This window comes from Niastella sp. OAS944, from assembly GCA_024809215.1.
In the GTDB taxonomy this organism is placed as follows: Bacteria; Bacteroidota; Bacteroidia; order Chitinophagales; family Chitinophagaceae; genus Niastella.
Map to the genome: position 1 here is coordinate 147,579 of JANUBW010000008.1, position 23,103 is coordinate 170,681.

31 protein-coding genes are annotated in these 23,103 nt (G+C 42.3%); 30 read left to right on the forward strand and 1 reads right to left on the reverse strand.

Translation table 11 applies throughout. The annotated features are described in order from the left end of the window. The first annotated feature begins 12 nt into the window (after positions 1–12). The 29 genes from GGD38_RS26980 to GGD38_RS27120 all read left to right on the forward strand — a co-directional run bounded on the left by GGD38_RS26980 (position 13) and on the right by GGD38_RS27120 (position 19,677). On the forward strand, positions 13–1,122 hold the full coding sequence (locus GGD38_RS26980) for an acyltransferase family protein (protein WP_375303150.1): 1,110 nt from the start codon (positions 13–15) through the stop codon (positions 1,120–1,122). A 52-nt stretch (positions 1,123–1,174) separates the two neighbouring features. Next, positions 1,175–1,762, forward strand: coding sequence for a CDP-alcohol phosphatidyltransferase family protein (locus GGD38_RS26985; protein WP_375303149.1), 588 nt, complete (start codon positions 1,175–1,177; stop codon positions 1,760–1,762). Continuing rightward, positions 1,735–2,175, forward strand: coding sequence for a phosphatidylglycerophosphatase A (locus GGD38_RS26990; RefSeq protein ID WP_375303148.1), 441 nt, complete (start codon positions 1,735–1,737; stop codon positions 2,173–2,175). The genes GGD38_RS26985 and GGD38_RS26990 overlap by 28 nt, the downstream gene beginning before the upstream one ends. Before the next feature lie 4 nt (positions 2,176–2,179). Further along, positions 2,180–3,556 carry a sulfatase-like hydrolase/transferase gene (locus tag GGD38_RS26995; RefSeq protein WP_375303147.1) on the forward strand — a complete coding sequence of 459 codons (1,377 nt, stop codon included), beginning with the start codon at positions 2,180–2,182 and terminating at the stop codon, positions 3,554–3,556. Positions 3,557–3,641: 85 nt separating this feature from the next. Then, on the forward strand, positions 3,642–4,475 hold the full coding sequence (locus GGD38_RS27000) for a hypothetical protein (RefSeq protein WP_375303146.1): 834 nt from the start codon (positions 3,642–3,644) through the stop codon (positions 4,473–4,475). 524 nt (positions 4,476–4,999) lie between these two features. Beyond that, entirely contained in the window at positions 5,000–5,305 is a 306-nt protein-coding gene (gene rpsJ, locus GGD38_RS27005; RefSeq protein WP_014220852.1) for a 30S ribosomal protein S10, read from the forward strand. A 500-nt stretch (positions 5,306–5,805) separates the two neighbouring features. Beyond that, positions 5,806–6,423, forward strand: coding sequence for a 50S ribosomal protein L3 (rplC, locus tag GGD38_RS27010; protein WP_375303145.1), 618 nt, complete (start codon positions 5,806–5,808; stop codon positions 6,421–6,423). Positions 6,424–6,482: 59 nt separating this feature from the next. Next, positions 6,483–7,115: a 50S ribosomal protein L4 gene (gene rplD / locus GGD38_RS27015; protein ID WP_375303144.1), complete on the forward strand. Its 633-nt coding sequence runs from the start codon at positions 6,483–6,485 to the stop codon at positions 7,113–7,115. A 44-nt stretch (positions 7,116–7,159) separates the two neighbouring features. Next, entirely contained in the window at positions 7,160–7,459 is a 300-nt protein-coding gene (gene rplW / locus GGD38_RS27020) for a 50S ribosomal protein L23 (RefSeq protein ID WP_375303143.1), read from the forward strand. Between the two features lie 86 nt (positions 7,460–7,545). Next, positions 7,546–8,385: a 50S ribosomal protein L2 gene (rplB, locus tag GGD38_RS27025; RefSeq protein WP_375303142.1), complete on the forward strand. Its 840-nt coding sequence runs from the start codon at positions 7,546–7,548 to the stop codon at positions 8,383–8,385. Positions 8,386–8,441: 56 nt separating this feature from the next. Continuing rightward, positions 8,442–8,714, forward strand: coding sequence for a 30S ribosomal protein S19 (gene rpsS, locus GGD38_RS27030; protein WP_132556752.1), 273 nt, complete (start codon positions 8,442–8,444; stop codon positions 8,712–8,714). 57 nt (positions 8,715–8,771) lie between these two features. Further along, complete coding sequence (rplV, locus tag GGD38_RS27035) at positions 8,772–9,113, forward strand: 50S ribosomal protein L22 (RefSeq protein WP_375303141.1); 342 nt, start codon at positions 8,772–8,774, stop codon at positions 9,111–9,113. Between the two features lie 25 nt (positions 9,114–9,138). After that, positions 9,139–9,960 (forward strand): 30S ribosomal protein S3, encoded by an 822-nt coding sequence (gene rpsC / locus GGD38_RS27040; protein ID WP_375303140.1) that lies wholly within the window; start codon positions 9,139–9,141, stop codon positions 9,958–9,960. 66 nt (positions 9,961–10,026) lie between these two features. After that, entirely contained in the window at positions 10,027–10,446 is a 420-nt protein-coding gene (rplP, locus tag GGD38_RS27045; protein WP_132556758.1) for a 50S ribosomal protein L16, read from the forward strand. Between the two features lie 91 nt (positions 10,447–10,537). Next, on the forward strand, positions 10,538–10,744 hold the full coding sequence (gene rpmC, locus GGD38_RS27050) for a 50S ribosomal protein L29 (RefSeq protein WP_375303139.1): 207 nt from the start codon (positions 10,538–10,540) through the stop codon (positions 10,742–10,744). Positions 10,745–10,805: 61 nt separating this feature from the next. Further along, positions 10,806–11,063 (forward strand): 30S ribosomal protein S17, encoded by a 258-nt coding sequence (gene rpsQ / locus GGD38_RS27055; RefSeq protein ID WP_375303138.1) that lies wholly within the window; start codon positions 10,806–10,808, stop codon positions 11,061–11,063. A 125-nt stretch (positions 11,064–11,188) separates the two neighbouring features. Next, the gene (gene rplN / locus GGD38_RS27060; RefSeq protein WP_014220841.1) at positions 11,189–11,557 is read left to right on the forward strand and encodes a 50S ribosomal protein L14; all 369 of its coding nucleotides are present in this window, start codon (positions 11,189–11,191) and stop codon (positions 11,555–11,557) included. A 104-nt stretch (positions 11,558–11,661) separates the two neighbouring features. Next, a complete protein-coding gene (gene rplX, locus GGD38_RS27065; RefSeq protein WP_375303137.1) occupies positions 11,662–12,000 on the forward strand; it encodes a 50S ribosomal protein L24 in 339 nt (112 codons plus the stop codon). A gap of 121 nt (positions 12,001–12,121) precedes the next feature. Continuing rightward, positions 12,122–12,691 carry a 50S ribosomal protein L5 gene (gene rplE / locus GGD38_RS27070; protein ID WP_375303136.1) on the forward strand — a complete coding sequence of 190 codons (570 nt, stop codon included), beginning with the start codon at positions 12,122–12,124 and terminating at the stop codon, positions 12,689–12,691. 40 nt (positions 12,692–12,731) lie between these two features. Then, on the forward strand, positions 12,732–13,001 hold the full coding sequence (gene rpsN, locus GGD38_RS27075; protein ID WP_375303135.1) for a 30S ribosomal protein S14: 270 nt from the start codon (positions 12,732–12,734) through the stop codon (positions 12,999–13,001). Between the two features lie 102 nt (positions 13,002–13,103). Beyond that, on the forward strand, positions 13,104–13,502 hold the full coding sequence (gene rpsH / locus GGD38_RS27080; protein WP_375303134.1) for a 30S ribosomal protein S8: 399 nt from the start codon (positions 13,104–13,106) through the stop codon (positions 13,500–13,502). Between the two features lie 130 nt (positions 13,503–13,632). Then, a complete protein-coding gene (rplF, locus tag GGD38_RS27085; protein ID WP_375303133.1) occupies positions 13,633–14,187 on the forward strand; it encodes a 50S ribosomal protein L6 in 555 nt (184 codons plus the stop codon). Between the two features lie 123 nt (positions 14,188–14,310). Continuing rightward, positions 14,311–14,664 (forward strand): 50S ribosomal protein L18, encoded by a 354-nt coding sequence (gene rplR, locus GGD38_RS27090; RefSeq protein ID WP_375303132.1) that lies wholly within the window; start codon positions 14,311–14,313, stop codon positions 14,662–14,664. Positions 14,665–14,707: 43 nt separating this feature from the next. Beyond that, positions 14,708–15,226 carry a 30S ribosomal protein S5 gene (gene rpsE, locus GGD38_RS27095; RefSeq protein ID WP_375303131.1) on the forward strand — a complete coding sequence of 173 codons (519 nt, stop codon included), beginning with the start codon at positions 14,708–14,710 and terminating at the stop codon, positions 15,224–15,226. A 95-nt stretch (positions 15,227–15,321) separates the two neighbouring features. Continuing rightward, positions 15,322–15,504, forward strand: coding sequence for a 50S ribosomal protein L30 (rpmD, locus tag GGD38_RS27100; RefSeq protein ID WP_081146055.1), 183 nt, complete (start codon positions 15,322–15,324; stop codon positions 15,502–15,504). A 180-nt stretch (positions 15,505–15,684) separates the two neighbouring features. Next, positions 15,685–16,134 (forward strand): 50S ribosomal protein L15, encoded by a 450-nt coding sequence (gene rplO / locus GGD38_RS27105; RefSeq protein WP_375303130.1) that lies wholly within the window; start codon positions 15,685–15,687, stop codon positions 16,132–16,134. A gap of 80 nt (positions 16,135–16,214) precedes the next feature. Continuing rightward, entirely contained in the window at positions 16,215–17,546 is a 1,332-nt protein-coding gene (gene secY / locus GGD38_RS27110) for a preprotein translocase subunit SecY (RefSeq protein WP_375303129.1), read from the forward strand. A gap of 75 nt (positions 17,547–17,621) precedes the next feature. After that, entirely contained in the window at positions 17,622–18,422 is an 801-nt protein-coding gene (gene map / locus GGD38_RS27115; protein ID WP_375303128.1) for a type I methionyl aminopeptidase, read from the forward strand. 7 nt (positions 18,423–18,429) lie between these two features. After that, a complete protein-coding gene (locus GGD38_RS27120) occupies positions 18,430–19,677 on the forward strand; it encodes an NAD(P)/FAD-dependent oxidoreductase (protein ID WP_375303127.1) in 1,248 nt (415 codons plus the stop codon). A gap of 48 nt (positions 19,678–19,725) precedes the next feature. On the opposite strand, the gene GGD38_RS27125 is transcribed toward GGD38_RS27120, so the two are convergent. Further along, on the reverse strand, positions 19,726–20,202 hold the full coding sequence (locus GGD38_RS27125) for a DinB family protein (protein WP_375303126.1): 477 nt from the start codon (positions 20,200–20,202) through the stop codon (positions 19,726–19,728). A gap of 371 nt (positions 20,203–20,573) precedes the next feature. Between GGD38_RS27125 and rpsA the strand changes: the two genes are divergently transcribed. Further along, the gene (gene rpsA / locus GGD38_RS27130) at positions 20,574–22,493 is read left to right on the forward strand and encodes a 30S ribosomal protein S1 (protein ID WP_375303125.1); all 1,920 of its coding nucleotides are present in this window, start codon (positions 20,574–20,576) and stop codon (positions 22,491–22,493) included. Positions 22,494–23,103 lie beyond the last annotated feature (610 nt).

Sequence of the window (23,103 nt, forward strand, 5' to 3'; positions counted from 1 at the left end):
GAAAATAAATTCATGCAATCCAACATCCAACAAACACATTTCAACGGTCAATATTTTGCACTTTTCGATGGCTTTCGTGGCCTGGCCATCTTAGCAGTGATGGCCTGGCATTTTGTAGGGTTTACACCTGGCTGGGCAGGTGTTGACCTGTTCTTTGTGTTATCGGGATTTTTGATAACCTGGAAGCTGATGCAGGGTGTAAACGAGCCTGACTATTATCGTAACTTTTACTGGCGGCGGGTAGTTCGCATTTTCCCCTTGTACTTTGCTTTATTGGTATTTATATTTTTAATATTCCCATTACTTATACCATCGCTGGTTACCCCTTCGTACCGCCATTTGATGAATAAACAAATATGGTACTGGACGTTTTCTGAAAACATATGTAGCCTGCGCTATGGCTGGCCCGAAAATATTTCTCTCATTCATTTATGGTCCCTGGCAGTTGAAGTGCAGTTTTACCTGGCCTGGCCTTTTGTGATCAGGTTGTTTTACAAAAAAGGAAGCCAGCTAACCTGGGTAATGGTTGGCCTTATTTTGTTTGCCATTGTATTCAGGTTGGGTGCCGATAAGCTTATAACAATGGCGCCGCTTTACCGGTATTTATTGTTACCCGGCCGGATAGATGCATTTGCCGCGGGCGCTTTACTGTACCTGTTAATTCAACGCAATGCCAACCGGTTAAAACAAATACTGCTTTGGATTGCCATAGCAGGCGTGGCCCTGAATGTTCTTTTTTATGTGGTATTGCAAATACCCATGCATTTTACCGAATCGTTCACCAGTCGCCTGGGATTTACTCTTATTGATATTACCCTTGCTGCTGTAATGGGGTATGGGCTGCTGTCGGCAAAAAACAACCTTATTCAACAGCTGTTTACAAAAAAGATACTCACCAGCGTTGGCAGGTACTCCTACGCCATGTATATCATTCATATGCCTTTATGGACAATGTTAAACCGCTTACTCCTAAATAAATACGGGCTGCAGTTAAAGAATGAAACCCTATTGTTGTGGGCTGTTTCGTTTGGGCTTGCCGTGGCTGTTTATTTAATAGCCTATATTAGTTATCATAAGTTTGAACGGTACTTTATGCGTTTGAAATTACCGGTTTTGGGTTGAAGTTTAACGCATTTGGAACCGCGCAGAAGATAGTTATCTTTGACGCATAAGAATGACTAATACTACCAGTTACCGGCTTCCTGTATGGTTGCCCAATGTGGTCACCATAGCGCGGATAGTGGCGGGTGTTTTACTGTTTATAGCAATATTCTACGACAGAAAGATCACCGGCATTCGCATGGCCTGTTTTATGGCCATTGTTTTTACCGATTGGGTCGATGGCTGGCTGGCCCGTAAATTCGATGCCCGTACTGCCTGGGGGCAATTGCTTGATCCCATTGCCGATAAAGTTGTTTTGCTGGGCGCCTTTGCCTGGTTCTGCCTTGTTGGCGATATTAGTTTATGGTTTACGGTATTATACTTTGCCCGCGAAATTGTGCAAACCATTGTTCGCATTGGTGCTTTTGCCAGTAACAAACAACAACAGGTGCCTACCTTGTTCATAAGCAAACTAAAAACCGCTTTGTCGTATTTTTATGGCATTTTACTGTTTGCGGAACAATTGTACCTGGTAATGCCTGCCTCCATTGCACGCAATTGGTTACATACAGCACTTGAAGTGTTTATTATACTATTATCATACACCGGTTTGGTAAAACCCTTAATAAAGAAATGGAATTGGAACGTTGGGAAAAAGTAGCCGGCTCTTTTTTTTACATAGGGTATAAAACAAAAGGGCCGGGTACGGTTACCAGTGCGCTGGTTTTTTTAGCTGCCTGGTTCATACAGCCCGATCTTATGTTGGTTGGCGTTTTACTGGTATTATTGCCCCTGTCGTTTTACCTGGGGTACCGGTTCGAAAAATGCATAGGGCACGACCCTTCCTGTTTTACCCTCGATGAAGTTATAGGCTCGCTGATAGTTGTATGCTTTATACCCCATAAGCCGGGTTATTATTTAGTTTTTTTTATTGTATGGCGATTGTTCGATATTTTCAAGCCATTCTTTAAACCGGTTGAACAAATTCAGCAGGGTATAGGTATTGTGCTCGATGATATTATTGGCGCATTGTGCACCGTAGGGTTTTATTTTCTTTACATCTGGCTTATATAATTATATGGAATTGCAAAAGCAAAAGATCTGGCAATGGTTACTGGGTGCATTACTGATACTTGTGGTTCCTAATATCTTATTTTGGTTACTGGGGCTGAAGGTTAGTTTACTGCGGGGTGTTTTTGTAATGGAATATTTGCTTATTGCCTGTTTATACCCTTACATCAATCGCAAGCTGTTTGTAACAACCTGGGTATTGTTTGCTATTTATGATCTCTTCTTTTCATCAACTTCACTCTTCTTTTTAGATTTTTTAGAGGTAGCGCATGCGCTTACAAAAGTGCCTAATATGCCGTTGGTTGATATACTGAAATGGACAGGTATATTGATATTGTTTATCGCTGTTGTTGTTGGTTTGCTTATGCTGTTAATGCGGTACAATGAAAAATACAAAATACTGCATGTGCGGTTTCTATGGCCCTTGATAGTGGTTGGTCTTGTGTTAAATGCATTAAATGAGAAAGGGCATTCAAAAAGGGGAGTAGTGTCTGTACCTGCATGGGCATTTGTAAAAGCAGTACAAAGAGTAATTATAAAAACCACGGCCAAAAAGGATATTGAATTACTGGGGTCGGCTGCAAAAAAGATCTTTCTTGAAACGCCGGGTAGTGGTAAAACAACAAAGGAAGCCCTTATACTGGTTGAATCGTGGGGTTTGTTTACCAACGACGAATTGCTGCGCGATGTAATGCAACCATTGAATGAGTTGTCGAAAGAAAATAAGTATACCGTTAAAGTTGGTACCAACCGCTACAAGTATTTAACCCAGGCCGGCGAATTCAGAGAGTTGACCGGTTATGTTTTTCATTATTACCAGGTAAAAGATTCGTGGGTAAAAGAAAACTCACTGCTGGTTAAAAAACAGCAACAAGGTTATCATGTAGTAGGAGTACATGGCAATACCAGCCGGTTTTACCAGCGAAATATAATATGGCCGGTATTGGGTATGCAGGAAATGTATTTTTTAGAAGAGTTTGAAAAGCTGAATATGTCCATGTGCGGACATAAAACATTCAGGGGTGTGTGCGATACGGCCATCAATACCTGGTTGTTAAATACCATGAACCGCCAACCCGAAAAAAAGGAGTTTTATTACTGGGTAACACTCACTACGCATTTGCCGCTGATTGAGGTACATGATGAAGGCTATCAAAAATTTTCCGATAAGTTTAAAGGGTTGAGAACCTCAGAAACAATATTGCAATTAGCTTATCAACAGCAGCAGTTGTTTAAAGACCTGGCCGGTAAATTAAGTAAGCCAGGTGCGCCAAAAGCGCATATACTACTGGTGGGCGATCATGCGCCACCTGTTATTGACCCCGCCGAACGTAAATTATACAACGAGCAATTAGTACCGTATGTTGAATTGATCCCTAATTAACACCACGGTGTTCTTAATATTTGTTAATTCAACCTTCCTTAACACATGCCGTTTTTGTATTCTGCTACCTTGTGTGAAAAAGCTTATGGTAAAAATTTTACCCATTGCCGTTATGGCGGTCCTTCTTTTTTCTTCCTGCAGTACTTATCAATATGCAACCGTTAGCAGTTCAAATTTAGACATGAACGATTTACAGGAATTTGAATTTGTGAACGACACGGTTCGCATAGTTTATAATTTCTATGGGGAGAATGCACCCGTTACCATTACAGTAGAAAACAAATTACGCGTGCCCATTTTTATCGACTGGCATAATTCCTCGCTCATTGTAAATGGCCGGTCGGTTAGTTATGCGCCCCGTCAAATAAATATAGAAGGCACCGCATATGGCAACTCTTATAACTATGGAAACGGGGGAGGTGGTTATAGTTCAGGTACAGGCAATTTAAGTGCTGTAGCCAGCCTGCCGCCATCGGTTGATTTTGTTCCACCATATTCATATTTTACCAGGAACCCTATAGGTATTACAAATAATTTTATTGATGAAGTGCCTGATGAAGCCTATCAAAAAGTGCAATACTCTGTAACAGATGGATATAGTATACCGGTAAAAGCGGCTGTGTTTACCGAAACTTCTTCGCCCTTACGGCTCAGAAGTTATCTATCCCTGTCAATAGGTAATCGTGATGCATTTCCGGTAGCTTATGAGCATTCATTCTTTGTTTCGCAGCTCATTCAAAGCAATCAGGGGCCGGGAACCATGTGGATGAATGGCAATCACCGTGGCAACCAGTATTTTGTTATGAAGGCAAGCCGTGGCGGAGCCGCTGCCGGAACAGTGGTTGGTGGGCTATTGGGCGGAATTTTAATTATTGGGGCAGTGGCAAACTCGGCGAATACGACTGATGCCGGTAACTGATTGACATTCATTAAATTAATGAGGGCTTACTACCCCTCGACTACCCCTTGGTTTTTTATCGTGCTGATAATTAATGTATTATAACGTAAAAACGCAATTTTGGCTACCCCTTTACTACCCAAACACTACCCTTTTACTACCTAAACACTACCCCTTTACTACCCCAGGACTACCCCTGGGCCGTACCTGGGCTACCCTGGCACTACCTCTTTACTACCTTGCCACTACCTTTTTACTACCAATATGGGTAACACAAGGGCAGGGAAAAAATAATGAATTAGTAATTCAAAAACGACAGAGGAACGAAGGAGGTTGGTACGATGGGGGTGAAAATAGGAGGGTGGTGAGCAAACATAATGGCCTGGGGCAGTGTTATTATGGCTGGAATTACCCCGAAAGGGGCAGAAAAGCCCCAGTTTTTGAACTTTTTTTGTGCTTAGAGCAATTTTTTTTGATAATTCTTTTGCACAATAACTATCAACCCCTACCTTTGCATCCCCAATGGAAAAATTGGGTTTTGCAATATGTCTCAGCGAATCAGAATAAAATTACAGTCTTACGATCACAATCTGGTAGATAAATCTGCTGAAAAGATCGTAAAAACCGTTCGCAGCACTGGCGCTGTGGTAACAGGTCCAATTCCTTTACCTACACGTAAAAAAATATTCACCGTATTGCGTTCACCCCACGTGAATAAGAAAAGTCGTGAGCAGTTTCAGTTGTGCACCCATAAACGGTTGTTAGATATTTATACTTCTTCTAGCCGTACAGTGGACGCCCTGAGTAAGCTTGACTTACCCAGTGGTGTAGAAGTAGAGATCAAAGCGTAAAAGCATTTGTATGAACCCTGTCAGGGTTCTAAAAATCCTGACAGGGTTTTTTCATAAAGTTCTTTCAAGCCTATCTGCAAACTTTGTTTGGTCAAATGGCCTACAGATAAAGCAGCGCTGGGTTAACTAATTGAACCGCCTGTGAAAACAGGGTTTGTGAAACGTTTAAAGCGGTTCACACATAAAATAGGTTATAAACTTTTTAAAATATGAACTAGCCCTTCGAGGTTAGTTTACTGTCGGTACTTCCAGCGACCGCCAACGCTTAAGCAGAGGTGGTTATCTTAGAAAAAAGATTACGAAGACCAGCACGCGGCACAAGGCCGTAAAAGCTGAAACTTCGGCGCCAAACGGAAAAGGTCGGCAGCAAACGGAGATTGAAGTTGCTCATGGTTGTGTACCTGTCTACTGCCTGGTAGAGGTACCTAATAAGAACCCCCTGGTTCTACAATCATTGCCGCAAATGTCTCTTCAACCACGAGGGCACAAACCGAACAACGATGAAAGGAATCATTGGTAAAAAGATCGGGATGACCAGCATCTTCAGTCAGGATGGCAAGCAAACTGCCTGCACCATCATTGAAGCAGGTCCCTGTATTGTGACCCAGGTAAAAACTACCGAAACTGATGGATACAATGCTATCCAAATAGCTTACGGTGACAAGAATGAAAAGCACACTATCGCTGCTGAAAAAAATCACTTCGCTAAGGCAAATACAGCCGCAAAGAAATTCATCAAAGAATTCCGCAATTATTACACTGAAAAGAATTTAGGTGATGCTATCACTGTTGACATTTTCACTGAAGGTGAAAAAGTTGACGTTGTAGGCACTACAAAGGGTAAAGGTTTTCAGGGTGTTGTTAAACGTCACGGATTTAGTGGTGTGGGCGAGCAAAGCCACGGTCAACACGATCGTCAACGTGCTCCGGGTTCAATTGGTAACTCATCGGATGCTTCACGCGTATTTAAAGGTATGCGTATGGCCGGCCGTATGGGTAACGATCGCGTGAAAGTTAAAAGCCTGAAGATCCTGAAAGTATTCCCTGAGAAGAACTACATCCTGGTGAACGGATCTGTTCCTGGCCACAATGGCGCGATAGTATACATTCAAAAATAATTTTGTTATTGCAGATTTATCCCGAGTTAATCGGGAGGTGATCTTAAATATAAAGTACGATGCAAGTAGATGTATTAAGTATAAAGGGTGCTAAAACCGGTCGTTCTGTAGAATTAGCAGATGATATTTTCGGAACAGAGCCCAACCAACACGTTGTTTACCTGGCTGTAAAGCAATATCTGGCTGCACAACGTCAAGGTACGCACAAAGTAAAAACCCGCTTGGAAGTTAAAGGTTCAAGCAAAAAACTGCACCGTCAAAAAGGTACTGGTGGCGCACGTAAAGGTAACCTCCGTAACCCTTTGTACAAAGGTGGTGGTACTATCTTTGGACCTAAACCCCGCGATTACGATTTCAAACTGAACCGTAAAGTGAAAGATCTGGCAAAGATCAGCGCACTGTCTTATAAAGCTAAAGAGAACGCCATTGTAGTTGTTGAAGATATCAACCTGGATGCTCCTAAAACAAAGACTTTTGTTGAGATCATGAGCAGCCTGAAGATCGACAACAAAAAAGCTTTGGTTATTATTCCAGAGTATAACGATAACCTGCAACTGAGCGTTCGCAACATCCCCAATGCACTGAGTGTACAGTTTGCCGATATCAATACATACGATATCGTAAATGCAGATGTGTTGTTGTTGACTGAAAGCGTAGCCAAGTTGTTCAGTGAGGAAGGTGTTGAAGCATAATTTAATGCTGATTAGCTAATTACAAATTTTTCAAACAGAGTAATATGAAACTCGCAGAAGTACTGATAAAACCAATCGTTACCGAAAAGAGCAACAAGCTTACTGATAAAAGCAGAACTTTTGCTTTTCGTGTAGCCCGCAAAGCCAACAAACTGGAAATTAAAAAAGCAGTTGAAAGCTTTTACGGTGTAACGGTTACAGAAGTAAATACAGTAGTAGTGCCCGGTAAAGCAAAGAACCGGTTCACTAAATCTGGTTTTATTTCTGGTGTAAAACCGGCTTACAAAAAAGCGTATGTGAAAGTAGCAGAAGGTGAGAATATCGATTTATACGCTAACATCTAATCCTATACGTTAGGGTTAAAGAATGGCGAGTCAAGCGCCGCAAAGAATTGACAAAAATTTTTTAACAGTATTATACAGACGAAAACATGGCACTTAAAAAATACAAACCGATTACAGCCGGAACGCGTTGGAGAATAGGAAATGCGTTTGCTGAAATCACTACAGATACACCAGAGAAAAGCCTGCTTGAACCAATAAGCAAAACCGGTGGCCGTAACGCCCAGGGTAGAAGGTCTATGCGTTATATCGGTGGCGGACACAAGAAACAGTTCCGTATCATCGATTTCAAACGCGATAAGAAAAATATTCCTGGTACTGTAGCTTCTATCGAATACGATCCAAACCGTACTGCATTTATCGCTTTGATAAACTACAAAGACGGTGAAAAAAGATATATTCTGGCTCCTCAGGGTTTACAGGTTGGCGCTACCGTTATAAGCGGTGATGCTGTTGCTCCTGAAGTTGGTAATGCGCTTCAAATGAAGAACATGCCACTGGGTACCAACATTCACAACATTGAAATGCAACCTGGCCAGGGTGGTAAATTGGTTCGCAGCGCCGGTACATCGGCTCAGCTTGCCAACAAAGAAGAGAAATACGCTGTATTGAAAATGCCTTCTGGCGAATTAAGAAAAGTACTGATCAACTGCTACGCTTCTGTAGGTGTGGTAAGTAACGGTGACCACAACCTCGAAATGATGGGTAAAGCTGGTCGTAACCGTTGGAGAGGTATTAAGCCGCGTAACCGTGGTGTTGCGATGAACCCTGTAGATCACCCAATGGGTGGTGGTGAAGGTAAGGCTTCAGGTGGTCACCCACGTTCCAGAACTGGTAAATACGCCAAAGGTCTGAAAACACGCCAAAGAGGTAAAGGAAGCGATAAACTGATCATTCAACGTAAGAACGGCAAAAAATTAGCCAAGTAATATTGAAAGATCTGTAGATCAAATTTTCAAACAAACCGAATTATCAAATCTTAGATATGGCTCGTTCAATTAAAAAAGGTCCTTATGTAGCCGCTAACCTGGAGAATAAGGTTCTTAACATCAACGATGGTAAAGCAAAGAAAGGTGTGATCAAAACCTGGAGCCGTCGTTCAACAATCACTCCGGATTTTGTAGGGCATACATTTGCTGTGCATAACGGTAACAAATTCATACCAGTATATGTAACCGAATTCATGGTTGGTCATAAACTTGGTGAGTTTGCTCCTACACGCCAGTTCAAAGGACACTCTAGTAAAAAAGTTGGTTAATAAAATTTCAATATCCCTGATTGAAGGATTGGGGGTCAGAAATCAGAAATAATAAAAATGGAAGCTGTAGCAAAACTTAGAAACTATCCCACATCACCCCGCAGAATGCGTTTGCTGGCTGATGAAATACGTGGTGTTGAAGTGGAAAAAGCGTTAGCGTTGTTGGAATTTCATCCTCAACACTCTGCCACTCCACTGTACAAATTATTAAAGAGCGCCATTAGTAACTGGGAGCAAAAGAACGAAGGACAAAGCGCTGCTGATGCAAGCCTGATCGTTAAAACGATCTTTGTTGACGGCGCACGTACTTTGAAAAGAATGTTACCTGCTCCGCAAGGCCGTGCTTACCGCCTTCGCAAGCGCAGTAACCACGTTACTATAATCGTTGACGTTAAATAATTTAAGCAAATTCAAATTATAATAAATGGGTCAGAAATGCAATCCTATTGGTGCCAGGTTAGGGATTATCCGCGGTTGGGAATCTAACTGGTATGGTAACAAAAAAGATTATTCTACCAAGTTAATCGAGGATAACAAGATCAGAACTTATCTGAACGCCCGTATCAACAAAGGTGGTATCTCTAAAATCGTTATTGAGCGTACGCTGAATAAACTGATCGTTACCATTCATACTTCTAAACCTGGTATTATCATAGGTAAAGGCGGTGGTGAGGTTGATCGCATTAAAGAAGAGTTGAAGAAACTGACAGGTAAAGAAGATGTGCAGATCAACATTCTTGAAATCCGTCGTCCTGAGCTGGATGCCATGATCGTAGGGGATACCATTGCCCGTCAGATCGAAAACCGTATCAACTACAAACGCGCCATTAAAATGGCTATCGCTTCTGCACTGCGCATGGGTGCTGAAGGTATCAAAATAAAGATCAGCGGACGTTTGGGTGGTGCTGAAATTGCCCGTACCGAAGAGATCAAACAAGGTCGTACACCATTGCATACCCTGCGTATGGATATCGACTATGCTAACGTATTTGCGTTGACTGTTTACGGTAAGATCGGTATCAAAGTATGGATCTGTAAAGGTGAAGTACTTGGTAAAAGAGATCTGAATCCGAACCTCGTTGGTGGTAAGAGCGATGTGAACGACAGAAGAGACAGAAGAGAAGGTGAAGGTGGTGGCGATCGCGGACATGGTGGACACCGTGGCGGTGGCGACAGAAGAGGTGGTGGTGACCGCAGAGGTGGTGGCGACCGCAGAGGTGGCGACAGAAACAGACAACAAGACTAATTAGTTACAGTGCTAATACGCAGATGAGCTAATTAATCAATTTTCAAATTTTCAAATTTTAGATAAATGTTACAGCCAAAAAGGACGAAACACCGGAAAGCGCAGAAAGGCCGCATCCGCGAAGTAGCAAAACGCGGTACTACTATCGCTTTTGGTTCTTTCGGATTGAAGTCTCAGGAAGCTATCTGGTTAACAAACCGTCAGATCGAAGCTGCCCGCCAGGCAATGACCCGCGCTATGAAGCGTGAAGGTAATGTTTGGATCCGCATATTTCCTGATAAACCAATTACCCGTAAGCCACTTGAGGTACGTATGGGTAAAGGTAAAGGTAACCCCGAATTCTGGGCTGCTGTAGTTGAGCCAGGCCGCATCATTTTCGAATGCGACGGTGTTACAGAAGCAGTAGCAAAAGAAGCGATGCTGCTGGCAGCACAAAAACTGCCAATCAAAACTAAGTTCGTTGTAAGACGCGACTATAGTGCATAAACATAAGGTGATAATTAGCCAATGTGCTAATACGCTGATCGGTTTTTAATTATCACATTAGCTAATTATCGAATTATCAAATTGAATTAATATGGCAAAGAAAATAGATTTCAATAAAGGCCTGAAGGAGATGAGTGAGGCAGACCTGAAAGCCCGGATCCAGGAAGATGAACTTCGCCTTAAAAAGCTGGAGTTTGCACACGCAATCTCTCCATTGGAAAATCCGATGAGCATTCGTGACCTGCGCAGAGATGTAGCCCGTTTAAAGACTGAACTCAGAACAAGAGAACTGGCTTAATTCTGCTAAATGTGAAAATGCACTCACATTTACCCATTTTCAACTTTTCAAATAACAATAGATGTTAGACAGAAATTTGCGCAAAACAAGAACCGGGGTGGTAACCAGCAACAAAATGGAAAAAACCATAACTGTTGCGGTAGAAAGAAAAGTAAAACACCCTATCTATGGTAAGTTCGTAAAGAAGACTACCAAATTCCACGCTCATGATGAAAAGAATGAGTGTACCATAGGCGATGTTGTTCGCATTATGGAAACCCGTCCCCTGAGCAAGACTAAGAGATGGAGACTGGTAGAGGTTGTAGAGAAAGCGAAGTAATATAGAGCTGTTAGCAGCAGGCTTAAAGCCTGTTTGCTAACGACGATTTCAAATAAATTTTTAATCATTCGCTATTGGTTCCGATAGCATCGGGACTAAAGGCTGAGAGCTAAAAAGCTAATAAAATGATTCAGCAAGAATCCAGATTAAATGTAGCTGATAACAGTGGCGCCAAGGAAGTACTGTGTATCCGTGTACTGGGAAACAGCGGCCAGGATTACGCCAAGATCGGCGATAAAATTGTAGTAACCGTAAAGGATGCTATTCCTGCTGGTGGTATTAAAAAAGGTACTGTTACCAAAGCGGTAATTGTTCGTACAAAGAACAAATTACGTCGTAAAGACGGATCTTATATCCGGTTTGATGACAACGCCGTAGTGCTGTTGAATCAGTCTGACGAGCCTCGTGGCACCCGTATCTTCGGGCCCGTTGCACGTGAGCTGCGTGATAAAGGTTACATGAAGATTATTTCTTTGGCTCCGGAAGTTTTATAAACAAGCTGCAAGCTATAAGCATGATGCTTGTTGCTTGCATGAAATATAATTGAAAACGGCTTTAAGCTTGCAGCTTGCAGCTTTTAGCTAAAAGCTAGAATAAAATGAGCAACAGATTCAAACCTAAGTTTAATATTAAAAAAGGCGATAACGTAGTTGTTATTGCCGGTGATGATAAAGACGCTAAAAAACCTCGCGTGGTTTTGGAAGTATTTCCTGAGAAATCACGTGTACTGGTTGAAGGCGTGAATATCGTTACCAAACATACCAAACCATCGGCTCGTAATACCCGTGGTGGTATCGTAAAGAAAGAAGCGCCTATTCACATCTCTAATGTGATGTTATGGGACGCTAAAGCCGGAGCAGGCGTGAAAGTAAAGCGTACCCGCGAAGAGGGTAAGCTGGTGCGTGTTTCTAAGAAATCTGGCGAAGCAATAAAATAAATACTAAAGGCTGAACGCGAAAGCAGTTGGCCTTAAGTTTTAATATAGAAACTATCGATTTTCTAAAAGGTGTTATGCTGTTTGCACCATGCATTAAACATAACACGCTAAGCTTAATAAAATGAGTACAACAAAATATAGCCCCAGGCTGGCAGACAAATACAAAAAAGAAGTTGTATCTGCTTTAATGAAAAAATTCAGCTACGGCACCGTAATGCAGGTTCCCCGTTTGGAAAAGATCTGCATCAATCGTGGTGTTAACGGAGCTGTTTCTGACAAGAAGCTGGTAGATATAGCTATTGATGAGCTGACAATGATCTCTGGTCAAAAGGCTATCCCTACAATGTCTAAAAAAGACATTTCTAACTTCAAGTTGCGTAAGAACATGCCGATCGGCGCCCGCGTTACTTTACGTGGTACCAAAATGTACGAGTTCCTCGACAGGCTGATCTCTACTTCTTTACCTCGCGTACGTGACTTCAAAGGGATCAATGATAAAGCTTTCGATGGTCGTGGTAACTACACACTGGGTGTTACAGAGCAGATCATCTTCCCTGAGATCGATATCGATAAAGTAAGCAAGATCACTGGTATGGACATTACGTTTGTAACTACTGCCCAAACCAACGAAGAAGCTTACGAGCTGTTGAAAGAACTGGGTATGCCTTTCAAAGGAGCAAAGAAAGACTAAGAATTTATACATTCAGAAATCTCAAAACGTAAAATAAATTATGGCTAAAGAGTCAGTTAAAGCCAGACAAAGAAAAAGAGAACGTATGGTAGCACAGCATGCTGAAAAACGTGCTGAACTGAAAGCTGCCGGCGATTGGAAAGCTTTAGATGAAATGCCGAAGAATTCTTCGAAAGTTCGTCTGAAAAACCGTTGCCAGTTAACAGGTCGTCCGAAAGGATATATCCGTTACTTCGGCTTAAGCCGTGTTACGTTCCGTGAAATGGCGTTGAATGGCAAAATCCCAGGTGTTAAAAAAGCATCCTGGTAAAGGCAAGGCACAAAGTGCAAGCCTCTCAAACTAGAAGAGAAAGCCTGGTAACAGGGACTACTCTTGAATAAAATTATAAAACTGTTTTAATTTAGAATAAACATGGTAACTGATCCAATAGCAGATTTCCTGACTAGAATTCGTAATGCGCAGATGGCTGGACACAGGATTGTTGAGATCCCGGCTTCTAATCTGAAAAAACGTATTACTGAAATATTGTACGATCAGGGATACATTCTTAAATACAAATTTGAGGATGATAACAAACAGGGTGTTATTAAAATAGCCCTGAAATATGATGCTCAAAGTAAAGAGCCTGCTATCAAATCTCTGGAAAGAATCAGCCGTCCTGGTTTACGTCAGTATGCCAGCCCTGCAGAGTTCAAAAGAGTGAAAAATGGTTTAGGTATTGCAATTGTGAGCACATCACAAGGTGTAATGACCGACAAACAAGCCAAAAGCCAAAACGTTGGCGGCGAAGTTCTTTGCTACATCTACTAAGAAAACAATATAACGCTGAAAGCTTACCGGCTTTCAGCGTTGTTCTCCGGATACATTAAGCCCACACCTATAGGGGCTGACCGGTTCGGCGAACGCAAACAACATATAACAACTATAAATTTTATTAGTTATGTCTCGTATAGGTAAAAAACCGGTGACTGTTACAAGTGGTGTAACCATCACAGTTAGCGCCGATAACGTTATTACTGTTAAAGGTCCTAAAGGTGAATTGAAACAGGCTATTGACCGGGATATTAAAGCCGTAGTAGAAAACGGTGAAGTTGTATTCACCCGTCCTACCGACCAGATCCGTCACCGTGCTATGCACGGTTTGTACCGCGCGCTGGTAGCCAACATGGTGAAAGGTGTTACTGAAGGGTATACAAAGAAACTTGAGTTGGTTGGGGTAGGTTATAAAGCAAGCAATCAGGGTAACCTGCTCGATCTGTCGCTGGGTTATTCTCACAATATTCTGTTCGAGATCCCTAAAGAATTGAAAGTTTCTACTGACCAGCAAAAAGGGGAGAACCCAAAGATTACCCTGGAAGGTATTGACAAACAATTACTGGGACAGGTAGCCGCTAAATTACGTAGCTTACGTAAACCTGAGCCTTACAAAGGAAAAGGTGTTAAATACGTTGGCGAGGTTATTCGTCGTAAAGCTGGTAAAGCAGCTGGTAAATAAATTGGCTAATTAGCTAATGTGCTAATGTGCTGATTAAAAAGATGCACTGGCACATTAGCAGATTAGTACATTATCACATTAACATTATCTTCCGGCAGTATCGGAGGATTTAAAATAAAAGCAATGAATACTAAATTAGAACAAAGGCAAAAGATTCGCTACCGCATTCGTAAGAAGGTTGCCGGTACAGCTGCAAAGCCCCGTTTGGCCATTTTCCGTAGCAATAGTGATATCTATGCGCAGCTGATCGATGACGAACAAGGTTTTACCTTAGCTGCCGCCTCTTCACGCGATAAAGATATCAGCGCGCAAAAAATAACCAAAGTTGAAAAAAGCAAACTGGTAGGTCAGGCAATTGCCCGCAAAGCAAAAGACCTGAATATCAGCGCTATCGTTTTTGATCGTGGTGGCAACCTGTATCATGGCCGTGTGCAAGCTGTTGCTGAAGGCGCTCGCGAAGGAGGTCTTCAATTCTAAGACAATTCACATTTTACAATTCCGATAATTTCAAATAGAAATAATGGCAAAAGTTAATTTAAACAGGGTTAAAGCCGGCGATATCGAGCTGAAAGAGAAAGTGGTGGCTATTAACCGCGTGGTAAAAACAACCAAAGGTGGTCGCGCTTTTAGTTTTTCTGCCCTGGTAGTGGTAGGTAACGGAAATGGTGTTGTAGGACACGGTCTGGGTAAAGCTAAAGAAGTACAGGAAGCTATCACCAAAGGTATCGAAGACGCCAAAAAGAACCTGATTAAAGTGCCTATCATGCACGGTACAATTCCCCACGACCAATGGGCTAAAGAAGGTGCTGCCAAAGTATTGGTTAAGCCTGCTGCTCATGGTACTGGTGTGATCGCCGGAGGCAGTATGCGCGCAGTGCTGGAAGCCGCCGGTATCACCGACGTTCTGGCAAAATCACTGGGTTCTGCCAACCCACACAACGTGGTAAAAGCAACCTTCAAAGTTCTTGCTTTGTTGCGTGAACCAGTTACCGTTGCCCGCCAACGTAAACTGAACCTGAAGAAAGTATTTAACGGTTAACCACAAATTCGCCGGTGGGCGGAGAGTAAGGTTTCTGTTATAAAAATAATTCTCAACTTATAAACTTCATCCGTCGGTTGGCGGAGACAGGGGTTATGAAAAAGATTAAAATCACTTTAGTAAAAAGTCCTATTGACCGTCCTGAGCGTCAGAAACTGACCCTGCAGGCCCTGGGTTTAAATAAGACAAATGCTTCAAAAGAAGTAGAAGCTACTCCTCAGATCCTGGGTATGGTTCGCAAAGTGACCCACCTGGTGAAAGTTGAAGAGCTGGCTTAATCATAAATGAGCTAATTGGCCATTTTTCTAATTAAAAGCAGTCAATTCTAAAAGATTGATTGCTTTTGATGTTAGTAAATGATTATATTCGCGGCCGCTTTAATTAGCTTGTAGTACACATTAGGAATTTATACATTAACATGCGAGGGGCGATTCCCCGTAAGTAAAAATCAAAATAAGATGAAATTACATGAACTGAGGCCTGCAAAAGGCGCAACACACAAGGAAAAACGTTTAGGTCGTGGTGAAGCTTCTGGTAAAGGTGGTACCTCTACCAAAGGTAACAAAGGTAGCCAGAGCCGTGCTGGTTATCAACGTAAAAACGCACATGAAGGTGGTCAAATGCCCATTCAGCGTCGTTTACCAAAACGTGGATTTAAAAATCCGTTCCGTGTTGAATATACAGTATTTAACCTGGGCCAAATCGATCACCTGGTAGAAAAATATGAACTGAACGATTTTTCTCATGAAACACTGAGAGAATGGGGACTGGTAGGCCAAACAGATAAGATAAAAATATTAGGTAACGGTGAACTGAAAAGCAAGGTTGCTATCAAAGTGAATGCTATTAGCGAAAAAGCTAAGCAGGCAGTTGAAGCTGCGGGCGGCTCAGTAGAATTGGTAAAGTAATTTTGTGTAACTTGCATAGACGCATTGAACAAATGCGTCTTTTTTTTCTTTGAGGGAAATCTAAAAATCTTGGCAAATCCGTGAAAAAGTTCATCCAAACACTGAAAAATATCTGGAGTATTGAGGAGCTGAGGAGTAAAATTCTGGTGACCATTACCCTGATAGCCGTTTACCGTTTAGGCACACACATTGTTCTGCCGGGTATTGACCCTGCCAATATCACTCAGGGTAAATCCTCAGGTGGTATCCTTGGTTTGATCGACGCCTTTGCTGGTGGAGCCTTTTCACAGGCTTCTATTTTGGCATTAGGTATCATGCCGTACATTTCTGCATCGATCTTTATTCAATTGATGACCATCCTGTATCCTCCTTTCCAGAAATTACAGAAAGAAGGCGACAGCGGTCGTAAAAAGATCAATCAATACACCCGTTACCTCACAGTACTGGTTACTATTTTACAAGCCAGCGCGTACGTAGCATTCCTGAATTCTACCAACGCCGGTGCCATGATTGAATCTTATAAACCCTACTTCTGGTTGTCTACCACCGTTATCCTCACTGCAGGTACATTATTCGTAATGTGGCTGGGTGAAAAAATTACCGACAAAGGTTTGGGTAATGGTAGCTCGGTGATCATCATGGTGGGTATCCTGGCTCGTCTTCCACAATCAATGTGGCAGGAGTGGGCAGCCCGCTCAAACAGAGGCGGTGGCGGTTTATTGATCTTCGTGATCGAAATTGCTATCCTGGTTGCCATCATCATGGGGCTTATCATCCTTATCCAGGGTGTACGCAAAGTGCCTGTACAGTATGCTAAACAAATTGTAGGTAACCGCCAGTTTGGTGGCGCCCGCCAGTTCCTCCCCTTAAAGGTGAACAGCGCAGGTGTAATGCCTATCATCTTTGCCCAGGCGATCATGTTCTTACCAACCCTGTTGAGCAACTTCGACTCAACTAAAGGACTGGCTGCCGTGTTTGGTAATCATAGCAATTTCTGGTACATGATCATTTATGCAGTAATGGTAATTGGTTTTACCTTCCTGTACACTGCGTTAATATTCAACCCCAAACAAATTGCCGACGACCTTAAACGTAATAATGGATTTATCCCAGGCGTAAAACCTGGTCAGCCTACAGCCGATTATATTGGTGCTGTAATGGATAAGATCACATTCCCGGGTGCGGTACTGCTTGCAATGGTTGGTATTTTACCAGGTTTTGCACAAAGAATGGGTGTTCAGCAATCATTCTCTTCTTTCTTTGGAGGTACTTCCCTGCTTATCATGGTAGGTGTAATTCTCGATACCCTTCAACAGATAGAAACGCAGCTGCTGATGCGCCAATACGATGGCTTAATGAAGAGTGGAAGAATTCAGGGACGCCAACAGGTTACCCCAGCTTCTACTTTATAAAATATTTCTCAGCAAAACCAAACCTGACAGCTGTTTGTATAGTTGTCAGGTTTTGTTTTAATATAAATTAATGTAATGATCTATTATAAGACCGAAGCTGAAATTGCATTGATGCGGGAAAGCGCTTTACTGGTTAGTAAAACACTGGCCCATGTGGCCGGGTTATTAAAACCAGGTATCACTACGCTTTCTTTAGACAAAATAATTGGCGAGTTTATTCGTGATCACCAGGCAGAGCCTGCCTTTCTGAACTATAAAGGCTATCCATACAACTCCTGCATTTCGGTAAACGATGTGGTGGTGCATGGTTTTCCCGATAAAAACGAACTGAAAGAAGGTGACATTATTTCTGTTGACATTGGCACCTTAAAGAACGGTTACTATGGCGATCATGCCTATACGTTCGCTATCGGCGACCCCGGCGATGATGTAATGAAACTGATACGTATAACTAAAGAATCGTTATACAAAGGCATTGAAAAAGCGGTAGCTGGTAACCGCATTGGCGACATTGCATTTGCCATTCAGGAGCATACCGAAAAAAAGCATGGTTACGGTGTTGTGCGTGAACTGGTAGGGCACGGCCTGGGAAGATCGATGCACGAAGATCCGCAGGTGCCTAATTACGGCAAGCGCGGTTCGGGCCCTGTATTGCGCGAAGGATTGGTGCTGGCTATTGAACCTATGATCAACATGGGTAAGAAAGAAGTATATACCGAAGAAGATGGCTGGACGGTTCGCACGGTTGACCACAAACCCTCTGTTCACTTTGAACATGATGTATGTGTGCGTAAAGGCAAAGCCGATATTTTGAGCGATTACAGTATCATTGAAGCTGTTGAAAGAACGAACCCCAATTTACATACCAAGGATTAAGCAATAAGTGAGTGGTAATAAGAAAAGATTAGTTGTAATAGGAGGCGGGGCGGCCGGTTTTTTTTGTGCAGTAAATGCCGCCCGGCTGCATCCTTCGCTTGAAGTGACCCTTCTCGAAAAAACAAGCAAGCTGCTCTCAAAAGTAAGAGTTTCCGGTGGTGGCCGGTGTAACGTAACCCACTCTTGTTTTTCCATTCCCGATATGGTGCGCCACTATCCGCGTGGCGGCAATTTTCTTAAGAAAGCATTTCATCAATTCTTTACTACCGATACCATACAATGGTATAGCGAACGCGGCGTAAAACTGAAAACCGAAGAAGATGGCCGTATGTTCCCTGTTACCAATACATCACAAACAATTATTGATTGTTTGTTACGCGAAGCGAATAAGTACGGTGTTGATATAAGAATGAATTCAGATGTTAAGAGTCTGAAATATGAGCAGGAAGCGTTTACACTTGAGCTATCTGACCTTCGGATGCTAACTGCAGATTACGTTGTTATAGCATGTGGCGGTTTTGCCAAATTAGCGCAGTTCGGTTGGCTGCAACAGTTGGGACATACTATTGCAGAACCGGTTCCCTCCCTGTTCACCTTCAATATGCCCGGTAACGCTATTACACAGCTAATGGGCGTATCGGTACCTGATGCACAGGTTAAGATAACAGGCAGTAATTTATTGGCCAAAGGGCCTTTGCTGATCACGCATTGGGGTATGAGCGGCCCGGCTGTATTACGTCTGTCGGCCTGGGGTGCCAGGCAATTGGCAACAGGCAATTACCAATTTGCAATTATAGTAAACTGGCTTCCTGATTACAATGAGAATACATTGCGGGAGCAGTTTCAACAATTACGATTTGATCTGGCAGCACAAAAAATAGTGAACCGCAATCCCTTCAACTTACCACAACGGTTATGGCAATACCTGGTTGAACAATCGGGTATACAGGAAGAAAAACGCTGGGCCGATGTTTCGGCTAAAGAGCAAAACAAGCTTATTGCAAATTGTTGTGCACAGGAGTTTAAGGTGCAGGGTAAAACAACGTTCAAGGAAGAGTTTGTAACAGCGGGTGGTATTCAACTGGCAGAGGTAGATGCCAATACAATGCAAAGCAAAATTGTACCACACTTATATTTCGCAGGTGAAATACTTGATATAGATGGTATTACCGGCGGCTTTAATTTTCAAAACGCCTGGACGAGTGGCTTCATTGCAGCAAAAGCAATTGCAGCAGATGTAAAACCCGCCATTTAAGCAACGAACCACCAAACCTGTGAAGGCATTGATGGTTCGTTGAAAAATTTATTGTTTTGGTGCTTCCGCCTGTTCCTGAGGAAAGCCCAGTAATCTTCTGTGATAATTGATTTGCCCGGTATGATAGCTCAGGTGGGTGAGCATATGTAATAACAGGTACTCAGTTGTTACAGTTTCACCATTAATAGGCAAAGGATAATTTTTCTCCAGTGTTTTCTTGCTGGTTTGCTCCAATGCATCTTTAACGGCTACTTTCGCGTTCTCTATTTCGTTCAGCAATTTATGTTTGCCGATATTCTTTATATTAAATTCTCCTTCCCGGTTTCTAATATAACCTGAATCGCCTAACACATTGCCAATAAAATGTTGTAAGCTTCCAGTCAGGTGCAAACACAGGTTGCCACCGCTGTTTTTGATGCCTTCCTTTACCACCCACAGGCTGCTGTCGTCAGGATATTGGGAGATCTCTTCAGTCAGTTTATTCAGGTCCCGCTCAAATAATGTGATCAAAACTGGTGTAATCATAACAAATAGTCAGTTGAAAAATTTCGATAAATGTAAAAAGAAAAAACGCCGGTCAAAATAACTGCACAAAAAAATAATTTTCATTCATTAAAAACAATCTAATTTATACACGTTTCCAAAAAAATCAGTAGGTGATTTTCGTACAATATATACTGTTGGTTCGGCTAATCGTTTTTGCATGTGAATCATACTAGTAACACTGAATATAAATATAACCTTAAGAGCAAAGTGCTGCATCCTGCTTCCAAAAATACTTGTTAAGGCTGTGCAAATCAATAGATTACTAAACTAAAAAAAACGTTTAAAACCTTACAGATCCGGCATTTTGGCTTATCTTTGCAGCCCGAATTAAAATCATCGGGTTTTTTATCATGTTTCATTTATTTATTAAACAATTAAACGCTGATGCACAGGAGTCTTCTGCAGCCGGTCAGGGTGCTGAAGCTACAGCGACACCAAAAGCACCTGCGGCTCCGGAAGTGGACAACACTGCCCACGACGATTTCGACTGGAGCATTGACAAACGTAACGTAGCTACTTATTCCAAAGAACAAAAGGAAAAGTATGATGCTGTTTACGAAGGTACTTTCAAAGCTGTTACCGACGGCGAATTAGTTAAAGGTTTAGTAGTGGCGCTTACTAAAACTGATGTTGTTATCAACATTGGCTTTAAGAGCGATGGTCTGGTTTCGTTAAACGAATTCCGTGATCTGCCAAACCTGAGAACTGGTGATGAAGTGGAAGTTATGGTTGTTGAGAAAGAAGACCGGGAAGGTCATCTTAACCTTAGCCGTAAACAAGCCCGCATTACCCGTGCCTGGGAAAGAATTGTTGAAGTTCATAAAACTGGTGAAGTTATTACCGGTACTGTTACTTCAAAAACCAAAGGCGGTTTGATTGTGGATGTATTTGGTATGGAAACCTTCTTACCAGGTTCACAGATCGACGTTAAACCTGTAACTGATTACGATCAGTTTGTAGGAAAAACAATGGAGTTCAAAGTAGTGAAGATCAACGAAGCTATTAAGAACGCCGTAGTTTCTCACAAAGCGCTGATCGAAAGCGATATCGAAGCACAACGTGCAGAGATCATGAGCAAACTCGAAAGAGGTCAGGTATTGGAAGGAACTATCAAAAATATCACCGACTTCGGTGCCTTCATGGATCTGGGCGGCTTAGACGGTCTGTTGTATATCACAGACATCAGCTGGGGCCGTATCAGCCATCCTGGTGAGGTGCTGAAACTCGATCAGAAATTGAAAGTGGTTGTATTAGACTTCGATGATGAGAAAAAACGCATCAGCCTTGGTCTGAAACAACTGACTCCTCATCCATGGGATATTCTGCCAGAGAACATTCACGAAGGTTCTGTAGTGAAAGGTAAAGTGGTGAATATCGAAGATTATGGCGCATTCCTGGAGATCATGCCAGGTGTTGAAGGTCTGGTACACGTAAGTGAAATTACCTGGGCTAACACACCAATCAATGCGAAAGAATTCTTCAAACTGGGTGATGAGTACGAAGCTAAGATCGTTACGCTCGATAAAGATAGCCGCAAAATGAGCTTGTCCATCAAGCAAATGAGCGAAGATCCATGGAGCACTATCGAAACCAAATTCCCAGAGAGCAGCCGTCATACCGGCCTGGTGAAAAACATCACTCCTTACGGTGTGTTTGTTGAACTGGCTCCTGGTATTGGTGGTATGATCCACATCAGCGATCTGAGCTGGTTGAAACGCTTCAACCATCCTTCTGAGTACACTAAAGTTGGTGAGAACATCGACGTGGTTATCCTCGGAATCGATAAAGACAATCGCAAACTGCAACTCGGACACAAACAACTCGAAGAAGATCCCTGGAATGCATTACAGGGCACATTCGCTGTTGGTTCTGTACACGAGGGAACAGTTATCCGCAGAGACGACAAAGGTGGTATCGTTCAGTTACCTTACGGTCTGGAAGGATTCGCGCCTAACCGTCACCTCATGCGTGAAGATGGCAAAAGCATCGGCGCCGATGAAACGCTGCAATTCATGGTTATCGAATTCGATCGCAATGAAAAACGCATCGTAGTATCGCATACTCGCCTGTGGGAGCAATCTAAACAGGAAGAGAAACAAGCTGCTCAAAAAGAAGCACGCGCTGAAGCTGATAAAACCAAGAAAGCAGTTAAGAACATTCAGGGTAAAGTAGAAAAAGCTACTTTAGGTGACCTGGGTGCACTGGCTGAGATCAAAGAAAAATTGAAGCAGGAAGAACAACAAGGTGGTTCTTCAGAAACAAAAGAGTAATCTTTTACTGCTGAAATAATATAGGTCCCCCGAGATAATCGGGGGACTTTTTTTTATGTGTACTTATGTCGTTGGAAATCAAAGCGGGGAGCTCTGCCCTTTACCGGTATATTGATTGAGGTTATTACTTAAGAATTTATTTGCATGTAAGCTTGCATGAGAAAAAACTGCGTTATATATTTATGTCAGCAACACAGGCACACAATCCTAATCCTATCTGCAACATTAGCAACGCTCTACATTCCAGTGTAATTGATCTGTGGTATTTCACCGTTATCCTTCATTAAGAACAAGGTTGTTTGGTAATTCAAATTCGTGCCGTATGAAGAAGCAATTTACTTCAATCGTATTCATATGCATATTCCTGTTCTTTTATGCTCTTCATTGCAGCACCCGGTAACCTGGCTGCTCTGAAATGATAACCATTACTATAACCGATTAAAATATTACGTACATCGATGCCAGTTACAGTAGTATTGTACTAACCAGTCATGTACTCAACTTAATAACAGGTTCATTGGGTAGTTTACACTCAACGGGATGTTCCGGGTGCCATCGGAATGTCCCGTTTGAATTTTATGAGGTAGGAGGTAAGAAGTAGGAGGTAAGA

Bases quoted from the DNA above. Each gene is read 5' to 3' on its own strand.
- GGD38_RS26980 (WP_375303150.1), top strand. From the start codon at position 13: ATGCAATCCAACATCCAACAAACACATTTCAACGGTCAATATTTTGCA.
- GGD38_RS26985 (WP_375303149.1), top strand. From the start codon at position 1,175: ATGACTAATACTACCAGTTACCGGCTTCCTGTATGGTTGCCCAATGTG.
- GGD38_RS26990 (WP_375303148.1), top strand. From the start codon at position 1,735: ATGGAATTGGAACGTTGGGAAAAAGTAGCCGGCTCTTTTTTTTACATA.
- GGD38_RS26995 (WP_375303147.1), top strand. From the start codon at position 2,180: ATGGAATTGCAAAAGCAAAAGATCTGGCAATGGTTACTGGGTGCATTA.
- GGD38_RS27000 (WP_375303146.1), top strand. From the start codon at position 3,642: ATGGTAAAAATTTTACCCATTGCCGTTATGGCGGTCCTTCTTTTTTCT.
- rpsJ (WP_014220852.1), top strand. From the start codon at position 5,000: ATGTCTCAGCGAATCAGAATAAAATTACAGTCTTACGATCACAATCTG.
- rplC (WP_375303145.1), top strand. From the start codon at position 5,806: ATGAAAGGAATCATTGGTAAAAAGATCGGGATGACCAGCATCTTCAGT.
- rplD (WP_375303144.1), top strand. From the start codon at position 6,483: ATGCAAGTAGATGTATTAAGTATAAAGGGTGCTAAAACCGGTCGTTCT.
- rplW (WP_375303143.1), top strand. From the start codon at position 7,160: ATGAAACTCGCAGAAGTACTGATAAAACCAATCGTTACCGAAAAGAGC.
- rplB (WP_375303142.1), top strand. From the start codon at position 7,546: ATGGCACTTAAAAAATACAAACCGATTACAGCCGGAACGCGTTGGAGA.
- rpsS (WP_132556752.1), top strand. From the start codon at position 8,442: ATGGCTCGTTCAATTAAAAAAGGTCCTTATGTAGCCGCTAACCTGGAG.
- rplV (WP_375303141.1), top strand. From the start codon at position 8,772: ATGGAAGCTGTAGCAAAACTTAGAAACTATCCCACATCACCCCGCAGA.
- rpsC (WP_375303140.1), top strand. From the start codon at position 9,139: ATGGGTCAGAAATGCAATCCTATTGGTGCCAGGTTAGGGATTATCCGC.
- rplP (WP_132556758.1), top strand. From the start codon at position 10,027: ATGTTACAGCCAAAAAGGACGAAACACCGGAAAGCGCAGAAAGGCCGC.
- rpmC (WP_375303139.1), top strand. From the start codon at position 10,538: ATGGCAAAGAAAATAGATTTCAATAAAGGCCTGAAGGAGATGAGTGAG.
- rpsQ (WP_375303138.1), top strand. From the start codon at position 10,806: ATGTTAGACAGAAATTTGCGCAAAACAAGAACCGGGGTGGTAACCAGC.
- rplN (WP_014220841.1), top strand. From the start codon at position 11,189: ATGATTCAGCAAGAATCCAGATTAAATGTAGCTGATAACAGTGGCGCC.
- rplX (WP_375303137.1), top strand. From the start codon at position 11,662: ATGAGCAACAGATTCAAACCTAAGTTTAATATTAAAAAAGGCGATAAC.
- rplE (WP_375303136.1), top strand. From the start codon at position 12,122: ATGAGTACAACAAAATATAGCCCCAGGCTGGCAGACAAATACAAAAAA.
- rpsN (WP_375303135.1), top strand. From the start codon at position 12,732: ATGGCTAAAGAGTCAGTTAAAGCCAGACAAAGAAAAAGAGAACGTATG.
- rpsH (WP_375303134.1), top strand. From the start codon at position 13,104: ATGGTAACTGATCCAATAGCAGATTTCCTGACTAGAATTCGTAATGCG.
- rplF (WP_375303133.1), top strand. From the start codon at position 13,633: ATGTCTCGTATAGGTAAAAAACCGGTGACTGTTACAAGTGGTGTAACC.
- rplR (WP_375303132.1), top strand. From the start codon at position 14,311: ATGAATACTAAATTAGAACAAAGGCAAAAGATTCGCTACCGCATTCGT.
- rpsE (WP_375303131.1), top strand. From the start codon at position 14,708: ATGGCAAAAGTTAATTTAAACAGGGTTAAAGCCGGCGATATCGAGCTG.
- rpmD (WP_081146055.1), top strand. From the start codon at position 15,322: ATGAAAAAGATTAAAATCACTTTAGTAAAAAGTCCTATTGACCGTCCT.
- rplO (WP_375303130.1), top strand. From the start codon at position 15,685: ATGAAATTACATGAACTGAGGCCTGCAAAAGGCGCAACACACAAGGAA.
- map (WP_375303128.1), top strand. From the start codon at position 17,622: ATGATCTATTATAAGACCGAAGCTGAAATTGCATTGATGCGGGAAAGC.
- GGD38_RS27125 (WP_375303126.1), bottom strand. From the start codon at position 20,202: ATGATTACACCAGTTTTGATCACATTATTTGAGCGGGACCTGAATAAA.
- rpsA (WP_375303125.1), top strand. From the start codon at position 20,574: ATGTTTCATTTATTTATTAAACAATTAAACGCTGATGCACAGGAGTCT.